Source organism: Robinsoniella peoriensis (assembly GCF_000797495.1).
In the GTDB taxonomy this organism is placed as follows: Bacteria; Bacillota; Clostridia; order Lachnospirales; family Lachnospiraceae; genus Robinsoniella; species Robinsoniella peoriensis.
Genome location: NZ_JTGN01000022.1, coordinates 69787 through 85521 on the forward strand (window position 1 = coordinate 69787; position 15735 = coordinate 85521).

A 15735-nucleotide genomic window follows, 5' to 3' on the forward strand; every position below is an offset into this window, starting at 1 on the left:
TTTGCGATTTTAACCAGGTGAATGTGAATGTTTTACTTCCACATTCACCTGTATACTTGTGCCTCGAACAGAACCTTATTCTACTGTGATAATGCAGGAATCTTTCTTTCCTTGCGGTGTGGATACCGTAATGGTTGTACGTCCTTTTTTCAAAGCTGTAACAACTCCTTTTTGGGAAACTTTTGCTGCCTTTTTATTTGAGCTTTCCCATTTTAAAGTATCTGTACTGTTCTTTGGCTTTACAGTTGCTTTAAGCTGTAATGTTTTTCCTGTCTTTAATGTTTTCTTGTGAAGGTTCATCTTAACCTTCTTTGCCTTCACCTCCTTTACAGTGATTCTGCAGGTTATTTTCTTCTTACCGGATATCTTTGCAGTAATTGTCGCTGTCCCAGCTTTTTTGGCTTTTACAAGCCCGTTCCGGGATACGGTAGCAGCTTTCTTATTGGAACTGGTCCAGACCACTTTATCTGTTGCATTTGACGGCTTTAAGGAAGACTTAAGCTGATAAGTTTTTCCCTTATAAATGGTTTTGCTTTTTTTGTTCAGGGAAATTTTCTTTGCCTTAACCGTAGTAACTGTGATCTTACAGGATGCCTCTTTTCCACCGTCCGCTGTCCTTACTGTGACTGTTGCTTTACCTGCTTTTTTAGCGGTTACTTTTCCGTTTGCATCTACTGAAATAACGGAATTGTTGGAAGATCTCCAGGAAACCTTCTTATTGGCTGCATTGCCGGGTAGAACTTCTGATTTTAATCGTTTTGTTCCTTTGCCTTTTATTGTGAGACTGTTGTAATTCAGTTTTACTGAGGATACAGCAGTTACCTGGATCTTATTCAGGGTTTTAAAGGTTACATTTGCGCCGCCTGAGACATTTCCCGCCTGATCATATGCATATACGGTAAGCGTATAGGTTGTATTTGGCGCCAGTCCCATAATTTCAGCTTTAGTACCATTTGTTACCGTTGATACTATGTTTTCTTTATTCTTTACCAGATATTTTTTCACACCGGTATTATCTGCCGATGCATTCCAGGTAATCGTAACGGAATTTTCTGTTATACCGGATGTTTTTACATTTCCCGGAATGGAAGGTGCCTGTAGATCCCCTGCCGGTGTCAGTCCTTTAATTGCTGACTGAAGATCTTTTACAGCCTCATCCGCTTCTGTCTGAATAGCATCTTTCTTTTCCAGTACCTGTAATGCTGCATCCAGATTTTGTTTTAAAATTTGAAAACTTTCTGCTGTATATTTGGATTCCTGGGACAAATATTTTTTTGCATCCTGAATGGTATTTTCCAGAGCAGTCTTGTCTGCTCTTTTTATCAGTCCACTTATTGCATTTCCTAATGACTGCGCTGCTGTATCAATCTCCTTCTGCGTATTATTCTCATTATTTAATACATTTTCTGCAATTTTCAGTGCTTTGCTGAATATCTTCCAGCTGGAACTTGTGTAATCAGATTCTTTGCCTTCAAATGCCGCTGCCTGCTCCATTGCCTCTTTTAATTTTTGAGTCTGCAGCGAAGCCTGATTGTAAATTCCCATCTCTGCTAACTGAAAATAATGAATTTCACCAGCCGGTGGATTGCCAACTTTGGTTACTTGTATCCTTACTTTTCTGGCTGATACTGCTTCCTCCCATTTCAATACAGCCGGTTTTCCTTCAGGTGCCTGGTAATCAGTATAATCTCCTATGGTTGTATATTGGCTTTCTCCATCTTTACAAACCTGAATGCTGAAATCTTTTGGGAAGGACGGAGTTTTTCCATCTTTTGTGAATACATCGGTTCTTGGGTATAAATGAATTCTGTTAAAATTCATATTCTCTCCAAGATCGATTTCAACCCAGTGGTTTACATCCTCACCATCTGATCCATTTGTAGTGAATCCAAGGTTTCCCGCTACAGAAACTAACTGTCCGTCATTAATATTCTGAAGTCCCCAGTCTCCATTGGAAATGGAAGTACTTGCCTCTGCTTTCTTTCCAATTGCCAGACTTTCCCTCTCAATATTACTGTTTTGAATGGCTATCTTTGTTTCTCCATTGATCTGTAAGGTAATTTCTGAACTGTCTTCTTCAAAGCCTTCACCATACCATTTTGAGAATTTATAATCCACATCATTTTCTGGTTTAGCACTTAAGGTAACCTCGTCCCCTGTATATACACTTTCAATAACCGGTAATTTCTGTGGTTCACCACCGTTGATACTTACCAGGCTTGCCTTGCTTGAATTTTCATCCACGATGTTTAAAACAACTTGTTGCCTGAGTACGGTTGTGAACTGATACTGCCCTGATCCTGCCTCGAATACTGCTTTGCCATCCTCCATTTTTACAAATGAAAGCCCCTCACTCTGAGCTGCCGGAATTCCATTTTCCAATACCTGATCCTTATTTTCAGCAGGAACATAAATGGTAGCCGTCGTATTTGCAGGAATGGTTACGTTCATACAGAAGCTGTCTTCTTCCCCGTAGCTCCAGCTGCTTTGGATATTTCCGTATACTGATTCAAAGGAACTGTCAATATAACTCAATCCGCCGCCGGGATATGGTTTTAAGTTAAAGTGCTTGTATCCGGGATTTTTCTCATCGTATGAGATACCTGCTACGTAATTGTAGAACCATTCGCCTACAGAGCCTAAAGAGTAGTGGTTAAATGAGTTCATACCTACATCCCCAAATTGTCCGGTCTCGTAATCATAGGAATTCCAGCGCTCCCAGATAGTGGTTGCACCGGCTCTTACACTGTATAGCCAGGATGGATAAGTATCCTGTAATAACAGGCGGTATGCCACATCTGCGTATCCCATCTCGGTCAGCATCGGACAAAGGTAAGCAACGCCCATGAAACCGGTTGATAAATGCCAGTTCTTATTCTTAATATCTTCTACAAGATATGCTGCTGCTTTTTTCCTTGCTGCATCGTCTTTTAATAAATTGAACTTTAGTGCCATAAGGTAACTGGTCTGTGTTCCATTACCTACATGTCCTTCTTCATCAACAAATGCCTTGTTAAATCCTTTTTTAATTTCTTCAAATAAATTGCGGTATATAGCGGCATCTTCTGTTTCTCCAATTGCCTCTGCCATCTTTGAAAACAAATCACAGCTGTACGCATAGTAACCGGTACAGATTAAGTCAATAGGGGTCTCTGCTCCCACCGATAACCAGTCTCCATAATTATTTCCGCAGCCCTCAACCAGATGATCTTTGGTCTCCAGATGCTGATAATACCGAATCCATCCTTTCATCCCTTCGTAGCTCTGCCGGATAATGGAGGTGTCTCCGTAAGTGGTATACATGGTCCACGGAATGATAATAACACCATCTCCCCAGCCGGAAGCTCCGAATGAACCGCTCAGTCCATCTCCGGGTGTAACATAATTAGGTGTCCAGTCAGCAATTGCTCCGTCTGCCCGCTGGTTCGTGGTGACATCCATCATGAATTTTTCAAAGAATGTCTGTACATCCTGATTCATCGCTGCAGTACGTACAAATACTTGTGAATCTCCTGTGTAACCCAGTCGTTCGTCTCTTTGGGGACAATCCGTAGGTACACTTATGAAGTTATCTAACTGCCCCCAGGTAATGTTACTCTGAAGCTGATTTATATCTTCATTTGATGTGGTAAAGCTTCCTGTGGTATCTTGCAGGGAACTGATTGCTACACCTGTAATATCATCCAGAGTAGGTACTCCCGGATATCCGGTCACCTCAATATAACGGAATCCATGGAACGTAAACCGTGGCTGCCATGTTTCTCCATTTGGATCACCCTTTAAGGTGTAATAATCTGTAGCTGCCGCACTTCTTAAATTTGCAGTATACAGACTCCCGTCATTTTGCAGCATCTCACCGAAACGCAGCTTAACTACCGTATCTGCGTCTCCGGTTACATTCATTCTTGCAAATCCGGAAATATTCTGTCCCAGATCAAAAATGTAGGTACCTTCTTCCTGTTCATTTACAGATATGGGCTTTATTTCTTTGATAACCTTTACCCCGGGTCCCATATGTGCCACAATATCTCCGTCATAACCGGACTCTTTGACCGGATTCCAGCTGCCCTGGAAATTAAAGTCCGCTTCTGACCACCCCGGCATCTCCCTGGTTGCGTCATAGGTTTCACCCATCTGGAAATCATCTGATACAATTGGTCCGTCTCCGCTGGCAACCCAGGCAGAATCTGAAGATATCTTTACTTTTTCTCCGTCCGCATACTCGATTTCTAACTGGCAGAGCAGTTTGGAATCTTTTCCATAACGTTCTTTTCCGCCTACAAACAGTTTTCCGGAATACCATCCGTGACCGGTTATGGCTCCAATTACATTGGTACCATCCTTCAGCATATCGGTCACATCAAATGCCTGGTACATGACATAATTCCGGTCATCCTGATTTAATTCATAATTGGTCCAGCCCGGGTTGAAGAAATCATCTCCTACCTTCTGTCCGTTCATTTCCAATTCATAGATTCCAAGTGCACTAGCGTATACAGTAGCCTTCTTAACCTGTTTTTCTACTTCAAAGTCTTTTCTGTACATTGATGCTGCCGCTTTTGCATCATTTTGCAGTCCCAGCGCATTTGATACAACCAGTTCACCTGAATTAATACTTCCAATACTAAAATTGTTATTGATTCCGCTGTCAAAGTTATCCGAAAATAAAATATTCCCATCTCCGTCTCTCACAACGATATTGTCGTACGCTGCCTGTTCATCACAGTCTCCAGGAGCATATGACTGGCGAAAGCCCAATTTACCATAAGCCGCATAGTCGCTTGTTCTCTGGTCAATCTGGGTGTCATCGATAAACGTTGTAATCCGGTTACCGTCTACTTCAATATTAATATGATGCTGTTCCTTCTGCTCTTGTTCAGGAATAACATCTTCAATTGTAAATTCATCAATACATGCCGCTGCTCCTTTTACCCACTGATGCGGTCTGAAGCTAGTCACTCCTTTAAATTTCTTTTCAAAGGTGTTAATCTGCCACATGAGGAAATTTGAATTATCTTTTCCAGCAAATATAATTCCTGCATCATCATTGATAATTCGAAAATCCATTTCTACCGAATATTTATCCGGTGATGGTGCTGCACCCAGATCCAGCTCAATCCATTTTGCATCCCATGGAGTTCCCATCAGACCCATTTCCCAATAAGCTTCTTCTGCTGAAACCGCCGTGTTTCCTTTGTTGTCCGTAACCTGGACTTTCCAGAAATATCTGGTTCCCGGCTCTAATTCTTTACCCCCGTAGACAATATCCACTGACTGGTCACTCTCTACAACGGTGCTGTCCCAGACATCATAATTCCCGGCATCCAGATTATCTCTGCTGGTTGCAGCCATAATCTGATATGACGTCTGCATAACACCTCTTTGTGACGATTCTAATTTCCAGCTAAGTCTGGGCGTACTTTTATCAATCCCCAGGGGATTTACTTCTGATTCACATTCTAATCCATATACTGTGAATGCTCCTTCAGCAGCCTCTGCCTCCACACCGAGACCAGTAAACAACTGCATAACCAAACAAATTACTAATAACCATGCTGATAATTTCTTTTTCATCCTCTTTTTTTCCATACGTCTTCTCTCCTTCTGCTGGCAGCTAATGGCTGTCTGCAAAAATCAAATCACATCTGCACAACATAATATTGTATTTTCAATATAAATATTTGCAATAAATATGCAAAGCACAGTAGCAAAGTAACACAGGATATCTCTATCTCTGTGCACTTTGCTTGTTTTATATTACTTAACTGTAATGAGTACCTCTGCTGTTTTACCATTAAAAGTTTTTGCTATGATTTTCGCCTTTCCTTTTTTAATTGCTTTGATCTTCCCTGAAGAGCTTACAGTAGCCACTTTTTCTTTTTTAGAAATAAAGGTGACATTTCCTGCACTTCCGGCACTGCGGGTAACTTTTAATTTTAATGTTTTTCCTATCTTCAGATTCTTTTTCTTACCAACATTCAGCTTAATAGAAGAAGGTGCTTTTTTAACAGTAATATTACAGGTTGCTTTTTTACCATTTGCAGTTTTAACCGTAATAATTGCTGTTCCCTCTTTTAATGCCTTTACTCTTCCTTTCTTATCAACCGTTGCCACTTTTTTATTACTGCTTGTAAATATGATTTTGCTTGTCGCTGCCGTTGATGGAACAAGGGTTGTTTTTAAAGTATAAGTTTCCTTTCTGCCTAATGTCTTTTTGTTAGTATTTAATTTTATCTTTGCAGGATCCGTAGTTACAGTTATCTTACAGCTTGCTGACTTACCATTAGAAGCAATTGCAGTAATTGTTGCTTTACCCGCTTTTTTTGCAGTTACTTTTCCATTTTTATCAACACTTGCAATGGAGGATTTGCTGCTCTTCCAGGTAATAGATTTATCTGCCGCATTAGATGGGGATACCTGTGCAGTCAGTTTTACTGTTTTCTTTATCTTAATACTAACACTGGACTTGTTCAGGGTTACTTTGTCTACATCAACCTTTGCAGGCGGTGGTGTTACTGCCGGGAGAACAGATAAAGCCGTCTCTGTTGTCAGTGATCCCTCCAGATTTTTTGCTGTTACCACAGCAGAAATCTTATATCCTACATCTGCTTTTGTAAGAGCATATGTGTTTCCGTTTTCACCCTTTATCTCCTGGTTTCCCCTTTTCCATGTAATACTTAAATCACCTGGTTTTTTATTCTTGATACCGGTAGTATCTAAGGTTAATTTTTCACCCTCTTTTGTATTTCCTTTTATTGTAATTGTACCCTGGATCTTTTCTTTATCCGTAGATACTTCCAAAGCTTCACTTACACTTCCTGCATGATGTGTATCCGTAGCTGCAATTCTCTGATAAAACTTATAAGAGGTTCCCGGTTCTAATTCCTTAAACTCAGCCACATGGCTGAATGCAGCCTCTTCATTTTCTTTTTGAACTGCATATTCATAACCTTCTACGGTTTCCAGCGTAACACTGGTGGTTGTTTTAGATGCAAGTACCGGGCTAATTGCCGGTATTTCGAATACAGTTACTGCGAATTCTCCTGATTTTTCCATTTCACCTATAGTAATTGTTACGATAATTTTAGTACTTCCTGCATTTCTTGCAGAAACTTTTCCATTCTCATCAACAATCGCAATATTGGTATCCTCTGATCGATACACAATGCCGGCACCTGCCAGATTCATTTTATTTCCATCAGATCCAATTGCTGCAACACCTGTAATCTGTGTATCTTCATCCCAGAACAGTTCCGGATTTTCAATCTGTGCTTCTACAGATTCCAGTGCCGGTGAAATGGTAAAGCTTCCTGTCCACTGACCTGCGTATGCGGGATCCTCCGGTGTAACAGTTACCGTATAATTTCCTTCTTTTACGGGAGCACTTCCGTCTTCTGTATTGTAGGTAATAATGAATTCTCCGGTATATGCTTCTAACGTTTCTTTAATTACTGCACTTGGATTATCAAGTCCTGCATAAGGACTGCCGGTATAGATCACATTCCGGGCATTACTTGTAATTTCAAGCGGTATTTTTTCAGTCAGACTGACGCATACATTAACTGTTGTATCTTCGTAATTCTTCATCGTTACGGTAACCGGTATTACTGCAGTCTGCCCTGCCTCACCATTTGTGTTTACCGTAAAACTGAGATTACCCTTTTCGTCAACCGAAATTTTCGAATCAAGGATTCCAAATTCATCCGTAACATTTCCTACAGCAAACTTAACAAATGGCTGATATTTTTCCATAAGGTCTGCAATAGAAACCTGTCCTTCTCCGCCTGCTGCATACACAAAGTATTCTTCCTTGTCTTCTACAGCCGGAGCTGCCGCTTTTACGACTTCTGTTACATACGTATAAACTAACTTCTTACCATTATCTTCAACAGAAACTTTTGCTCCGTCAGCTGCTGTTCCGGCAAGCGTGTCTGAAAATGCATAAGTATTTGGAGCCTGGAAGGTTAATTTTACGTTATATTTTCCGGTTTCCGGATTTTTCTGAACATCAGCTGCTGTTTCATCCTGCATTTCAACTGACCACTTACCAGAGATATCCGTCTTTCCATTTATAGTTGCCTTAATATCTGCCATATCCACCAGCGGTTCTCCATAAGCTACAGCGGACTTTGGTGCTTCATAATCGGCTAATACAATCTCTTCTATTGTATTTTCACTGTGATATACTTCAAATTCACTAAGCTGTAAATAATAAAAATTATGATCATTTGCCTTAGGATTTAAATTCTTAGCAAATAATTTTACGTATTTTGCATTTGCTGAAGCAAAGGTAAAGCTGATCGGTTCATAGCTTGGTACCGGATAATTCTCTTTTGTAACTACCGTTGTCCAATCACTTCCATTTTCAGATACCTGAATTTCAAAGTTTTTTGGAAAACCATATCCGGAATTTTTGACTGCAGGATTTTTAACTGCAGGATAAATGGATACTGCATTAATATCCTGAACTTTTCCCAGGTCTATGCTAACCCATTCTTCATGGTCCTCGTTCTTAACATCGCCTGTATTACTGGAATATCCGGTGTACTCACCATCCTTATTCATATTTTTTCTGTCACCGTCATTTATAAGCTTGCTTCCCCATCCCCAATAACCATCTTCATGTGAAGTGGAAAATGCTACATTACCATTTAATGCTAAGTTCTGGAATAGATGGCTGTTCATTTCTGTTTCTGCATTTGAAAGTTTTAGAACCAGCTGGTCCATCTCTTCATTTGTTAACTCAACATTGGTACATCCTGCTTTTGCTGCATCATATGCTTCCTGATAAGCATCTGCATATTTAATAGGTGCCGCCACCGGATTTACTTTTTCATCAGCATTTTTTACTGCTTCTTTTAAAGCTACCCTGCTTTGGTTTACATGAAGCTTTAACTCAGCTGCAGCATCCGTAAGCTTTTTGACCATAGCGTCTATTTCTTCTTGCGCTGCATCTGTATTTGCATCTAATTCTGACGCTTCATCCAAGACTGCCTTAAATACTGTCCATGCATCCATTTCATAATCCAGCTGCTTTAAGCTGCCGGCATCTAAGATTGCCTTTTTCAGCTTTATTTTTTCAACACTTGTTAATTTTACATTTGTTTCAAATTTGTAATTTCCTGATCCTGCTTCGATATGTACTTTTCCGTTTTCATTGCTTACTGCATGAATTCCATCCAGTGATTCACTTAAAGGCTGTCCGTTGCATGTGATCTGGTCCTTATTGTTAGTTGGGAGGATAATCTCTGCTGTTGTACCAACCGGAACCTGAATATCAAATACTCCCTGACCTTCATTTAATGTCCAGTCACTCTGCAGCTGTCCGCGAACTGTATTGACACCTGCTTTTGCGTAAGTCAGTGTTTCGTTTAATGAGGGCTCGATGGTAACTGTCTTATATCCGTCCTGCATATCCTTGATTCCGCCAATCCCTTTGTAAAACCATTCATCGTAGGTACCAAGGAAATAGTGTCCAAGAGAACGGGATGATGTCTCCCACATTTCCCAGAGAGAAGTTCCTCTGTCAGCCATGAATCCCCAGCTTGGATAAGATTTCTGCTGAGCCACTTTATAAGCAACATCTGCATATCCATTATCTGTAAGTACCGGAAGAATAAATTTGGATCCCACACATCCTGTATCAAGGTGATAGTTTTTATCCTTAATATCATTTACCAGATTTGTTAAAACACCGTCTTTATATTCTTCCGGAACCAGCCCATATGCCAACGGCACTAACTGGGAGGTCTGGCGGTAACGGCTTCTGTTTGCCTGCTGTGACCAGGTTAATGTTCTGTAAATCTGGTTTTCTGCATCGTAGAATTTTTCATTAAATGCCGTATACATTTTTTCCATTGCTGCTCTGTATTCTGCTGCATCATCTGTTTTTCCCATTCGATCGGCGAGCTGAGCCATTACATCTAATAAATGATAAGCAAATGCAGTACCGCAGATACCGGAACCCTCACTGGGACTTTCGGAATACTGTAAATCCTGGTCAGCATCGCCCTGTCCCATAGGTGATACCCAGTCAGCTAACTGTCCGTCTGACCATGTCCATCCATTTTTTCTGCTCTCTTCCATATCCTTCAGCGCCAGTTTCCGCATTGCATCATACTGTTCATACAGATAACTTTCATTGCCGTAGGTATCAATCATCTGATCCACACCAAATACGAAGATTGAGTTCCATACTACTGTGTTATCATTTCCCCAGCCCTGTGTAGGTACCATGTTGGGTACATTATTAAACTCATTCTGACAATCTTCCATTGTTTCCACGAACTGTTTTAACATGTTCACAAAGCCAAAATTATAAGTCATGGTCTCAAGTGCAACGTTAGCATCTCCAAGCCATCCGTTCTTTTCCCATACGGGAGTATCGGTTGGTTTACCCTGCATATTGTTCTTCATGGTTGTAATCATCATTTGATGCATCTTGTTAAACAGTTCATCAGAAGATTCAAAGGATCCGGTATCTTCCATGTCATTGCTTACCCGGTAACAGATTACATCATCTGCAGTGAGTTCCGACGGATATCCGTCAATCTGTACATACTGATAACCTTTATAACTGAACTTCGGCTCAAACGTTTCTACATCTTTTCCGCCTTTACAGATATAATTATCCTGCTGGTTATAAGCACGCGGCCACCATCCTGAGTTCACACCATCTTTACCGCCAAGCTTTTGTACCTGACCATCATCATTTAATTTTTCTCCATAGGTAATGGTAACTTTATCTCCTGCATTAGCTCCTTTAATATCTAATTTAATCCATCCGGCCAGCATTTCCGGAATCGTTAATACATAAGAACCATTTTCCAGCTTTGTGATTTCAGACGGCTGCATTTCTTTGGTACGTCTGACCGGTTCCATGATCTGAGCTTTTAACTTTCCTTCCGGTGCATCCATTAACTGCACTGCACCCCAGTTTGTATCATCATAATCATTCAGGTCAAAACCATTCAGTTCTTTTCTGGCATCATAGGTTTCACCATAATAAATACTATTGGTAGTGATTGGACCTTCCTTTGTTGCTTTCCAGGAATCATCCGTTACCACAGATTCTTTTTCCCCGTTTTCATATTCAATTTCCAGCTCCATTCGCAGCTTGGGGGCATCTCTCCAACTGGCATCCTGCCAGTTCCATACCGAACAGGTCTCATTATAAAAACTGTTGCCAAGCTCTACTCCAATTGCATTCTTTCCTTCTTTTACTAATTCTGTTACGTCAAATACCCGGTAAAGAGAAGTCTGGTTATACTGGGTATTTGCAGGATTCAATAAGGTATCGTCCGGTAATTGTCCATTTATTTTAAGTTCAAAAAATCCAAGTCCGGAAACATATGCTTTTGCATCTTTTATAGCACCTTTGTCCGTTTTAAACTCTTTACGAAGAACCGTTGCAGCAAATGCATTTTCTGCGTTAGGAGCAACACCACTGTTCCATGGGCTATTTCCATAAGGTTCCGACTGATCCGGATTTGTCCACCCGGTATCGTTATAATTCTGATCACTCCAGCCTTCTTCTTTTGTTTTACTTAGTTTCCAGGAATTATCTGTAACATAGGTGTCTTTTGTCCCATCATTATACAGAACCTCTATCTTAGCCAGTAACCCGGCATATCCTCTGGAAGTATTATGTGCGGATGCGGCTATTACATTTTCTCCCTCTGCAGAAATCAAATTAGTTATATCGTATAATTTACCATTTTTCCAGGAATCCTCACCGCCGTTCTCTCCTGCTTTTTGTCCATTTACAAAAAGTTCATATTCATCATCAGCCGTGATTCCAATATTGACATTACTAATTGTTTTTGTCTTATCTGTTCTAAAACCTTTTCGGAAATACTGAACCCCTTCCGGTGATCCGTTAAAATCACTTCCATCCCTTCTCCAGATCCAATTGGCACCCAGGAAGTTCATATCTGTATTTTTAATACCTATCCATTCACCATTCCACTCATCTGTTGACATGATTCCGGTTTCAAAACTGGATACTTTGCTCCACCCGTTATCATTACCTTCCTCATCCCAGACCTGAACAGCCCAGTAATAAGGTGTACGGGATAGAAGCGGATTCCCCTGATAGGTAATATTATAGTTGTTTTGATTTTCATTTTTTCCTGAATCCCACACATCACCTACGTGCTTCTCTGCACCTTCTCTGGTTGAGGATACAACAATACGATATGCGGATTGTCCTTTATCATACCCATCAGATGCTAAGATCCAGCTAAATACAGGCTGCGAATCATCAATACCTAATGGTTCACTTAAATAATTTACCTTTAAGCTGCCAATCTGCAAATTCCCCTGGGAAGCTGCTGCGGTTATCGGTGTGATTGATGTTACAGTCACTGCTGTAGCCAATAAACATGACAATAATCTTCTTCTTAGTTTCACGACTTCTACCTCCACTATTCAGTTTTATTAGGAAGTGAAACACTTTATGGGAAATAAAGGATGACAGAAATAAGCATGTACGAATGTACACATTATGAAAAACTTATTACTGTTTATTTAGAAAATGAGATCATATCTTTGCGGGGAATATGATGGTCTGAAGACTTTTTTTCGTTAACATAACGATTTTTAAGTCCTTCATTCATTTTCACTCATCATTTTTTTCACTTCCTAATTTCATGAACAAATTCATTTTTAAATTTTTCACAAATTGTTCACATTTAGAATAACAATGGATGTACAAATTTACTAGAGTAAAATATTTCGCTTTGAGGTAATATTTTTCTGTCCCTGCAAAAAAAGTAACTTTTTTTGCTGTTTGGGTAAGATTTCGTGTCAGAAAAGAAGGGTTTTTTACTTTTTAGGGACTTATAAAAGTAAATTTAATTTACATGATATGTTTATTTGGTTCAAATCAAGTATAGCCGACACTAATTAACTATATGTTTGGCTCAAATGCTCTGCCTATAACAGCCAGATCACATACTATCTTTAATTTAATTATTTACGCTTTTTTTGAATTTGTAATTCAATGCATTTTAAATTTAATTGTTTTATACTTCACTTAGGCAGTCGTTCTGCAAGGGTGATTCCCACTTCCGATAGGAGGTGGTATAATGAGTACTTACGAAGAATTTATGATTATCATAAATGTAGCTTCTTTAATCGTTGCTATCCTTATTTACTCTAAACATAAAGATACAAAAAAATAATCACCCCTGCCATCCAAAGTAGTGGGTGATTATTTTTAATTAACCATAGTGGAAGTCACGCTTGTGAAAGCGACTGCCTTTGTATCTTTATCTTACACTCCATTTTCATTTTTGTCAACTTGTAATTTGCATTTATTTATAATCAATTTCAATTCATTTCTTATAAACAATTAATCTGCCTACGACAGTCAGATCACATACTATCTTTAATTTACTTATTTACACTTTTTTTGAATTTGTAATTCAATGCATTTTTAATTTAATTGTTTTATACTTTACTTAGGCAGTCGTTCTGCAAGGGTGATTCCCACTTCCGATAGGAGGTGGTATAATGAGTACTTACGAAGAATTTATGATTATCATAAATGTAGCTTCTTTAATCGTTGCTATCCTTATTTACTCTAAACATAAAGATACAAAAAAATAATCACCCCTGCCCTCCAAAGTAGTGGGTGATTATTTTTAATTAACCATAGTGGAAGTCACGCTTGTGAAAGCGACTGCCTTTGTATCTTTATCTTACACTCCATTTTAGTTTTTGTCAACTTTTACTTTGCATTTATTTGAAATTAATTCATTTCTTATAAACAATTGATCTGCCTACGACAGTCAGATCACATACTATCTTTCATTTACTTATTTACGCTTTTTTTGAATTTGTAATATCCTTATTTACTCTAAACATAAAGATACAAAAAAATAATCACCCCTGCCGCCAAAGTAGTGGGTGATTATTTTTAATTAACCATAGTGGAAGTCACGCTTGTGAAGGCGACTGCCTTTATATCTTTATCTTATACTCCATTTTCATTTTTGTCAACTTTTACTTTGCATTTTATTGCATTTATAAAAAAATCTAATTATCCAAGAATCTGCTTATCCCCTCTATTAAAATTGCATGATCTTCTAAATGAGGAAGCCCGGAAACGCAAATTGATCCTATTACGCTTCCTCCTTTTAAACGTATTGGAAACCCTCCTCCACAGGCAGCATAATCTTCTGGCTCTAAAAACCAGTCTTTAATCATATCTTCCTGGTTTTCTTCCAGCTGGGCATATGCTCTCAGAGTGCTCATCTCCATTACTTCCACCATATTACTTTTTCTTTTCAGCCACATTTCATGAAACTTTCCGGTTCCATCCGGTAGGTATTTAAAAACACTTACCTGGTTTATCTTTACTTCAATTGCTACTGTTTCTTTCTTTTCCTGGCTTACCTTTAGCATCTCCATTCCCAAATCAAAAGCATTTTTATGAGAAAAAGATGTAAACTGATATAGTTTTTCCTCATCCAGGCATCTTTCCATTAACGATTGTTCCATTCTTAATCCTCCTTAATAGCACAAACTGGCTTGCGCTATTTCTTAATCAGCAGTGTGAAAGTAATTTTCTTCCAAACTGAAACCGCTCTTTCTTCTACGCTTCATCCGGTAATGTTACAAAAACCTGAAACCTCGTCTTTTTATTTTCAGAAGGTCCTATAGAGGGTGCTGTTTTCTGCCTTATTGCTTCACTTAGACCTCCGGGCAGGGAATTCCACATCTCTAATGCCAATGTATATGCATTTCCGTAGAATGGATAATCAAATCCTCCTCCATACATCTGCCATACCCATAAATGTGGAAATACATCCTTTTCCCATCTCATTCCAAATCCGATCTGCAGCCTGTTGTTTTTAACAATAAATTCCGCTTCTTCTAAATTTGACAAGGAAAACTCCCTGTATGTTTTACTTTCCTTTTTCTCTACTTTGCTTAAATCACAAGGATTACCTGACTGGTCCGTCACTACAGGCCAGATACCTTCCTGACCTGCTTCCAGGCAGCTTACCGAACCCAGGTCTGCCTGTACCCCCTTTACAGCCGGAGTACCTTTTACTATAATCTCACAGGTCTCATCCAGAAAATTACCTCCTATTGCAGGATGGTGCCCCCACTGGTATTGCATTGTCTGCACACCGCTGTTTATAATTTCTTCCTCCACATAAAGAACTGAATCATTTTCCAGAAGTGTCAGTGTCTTTTTCAGAATAAACGGAAAACGAAGGGTCGCTACCGATAACTCTACTGTAATCTTTTTCTCTGAATCCTCCAACACATCCATGTTCCAGGGGAGCAGAGCAACCTCTCCATGCATTCCCATTTCAGCCCCATTTACCCCTTCTCCACAGCTTATTCCCGGAAATAACTCCTGCCATCCGCCTTCATAATAATCCATAAAATTTCCTTTGCCGGACGCGATCCCAGGCACAATATCTCTGTCCATATGAGTTCCCCAACTGAACATAAACTCAATATCCTTTGGTTTATATAAAAATTCATAGATATCTGCCCCTTTATCCAACGCTATACCTATTTTTATCAGGTTATTTTCTAATGACATATGGCGATACCCATTGATTGTAAATTCTTTTATTCTGCATCCATAGTTTCTGCGATTAAAATAATCTCTTCCCATATTCCAATCCCTCCTCTTAAATACTGATTTGCTTTTTTGGTGGTTTACACACTTTGAAAAATAGGTTACAATATATATAATAAAATATTTTTATA

The 15735-nt window shown here is 39.3% G+C and carries 4 protein-coding genes; all 4 read right to left on the reverse strand.

Annotated features, from left to right (window positions below; translation table 11 throughout):
* Positions 1-75 precede the first annotated feature (75 nt).
* The 4 genes from QR40_RS30430 to QR40_RS27900 all read right to left on the reverse strand — a co-directional run bounded on the left by QR40_RS30430 (position 76) and on the right by QR40_RS27900 (position 15640).
* Positions 76-5589 carry a family 78 glycoside hydrolase catalytic domain gene (locus QR40_RS30430; RefSeq protein ID WP_052431097.1) on the reverse strand — a complete coding sequence of 1838 codons (5514 nt, stop codon included), beginning with the start codon at positions 5587-5589 and terminating at the stop codon, positions 76-78.
* 168 nt (positions 5590-5757) lie between these two features.
* Complete coding sequence (locus tag QR40_RS27890; RefSeq protein ID WP_044297729.1) at positions 5758-12411, reverse strand: family 78 glycoside hydrolase catalytic domain; 6654 nt, start codon at positions 12409-12411, stop codon at positions 5758-5760.
* 1629 nt (positions 12412-14040) lie between these two features.
* Positions 14041-14505: a heme-binding protein gene (locus QR40_RS27895; protein ID WP_044297730.1), complete on the reverse strand. Its 465-nt coding sequence runs from the start codon at positions 14503-14505 to the stop codon at positions 14041-14043.
* Between the two features lie 94 nt (positions 14506-14599).
* Positions 14600-15640 (reverse strand): DUF4432 family protein, encoded by a 1041-nt coding sequence (locus tag QR40_RS27900; protein ID WP_044297731.1) that lies wholly within the window; start codon positions 15638-15640, stop codon positions 14600-14602.
* Positions 15641-15735 lie beyond the last annotated feature (95 nt).

Bases quoted from the DNA above. Each gene is read 5' to 3' on its own strand.
- QR40_RS27900 (WP_044297731.1), bottom strand. From the start codon at position 15,640: ATGGGAAGAGATTATTTTAATCGCAGAAACTATGGATGCAGAATAAAA.
- QR40_RS30430 (WP_052431097.1), bottom strand. From the start codon at position 5,589: ATGGAAAAAAAGAGGATGAAAAAGAAATTATCAGCATGGTTATTAGTA.
- QR40_RS27895 (WP_044297730.1), bottom strand. From the start codon at position 14,505: ATGGAACAATCGTTAATGGAAAGATGCCTGGATGAGGAAAAACTATAT.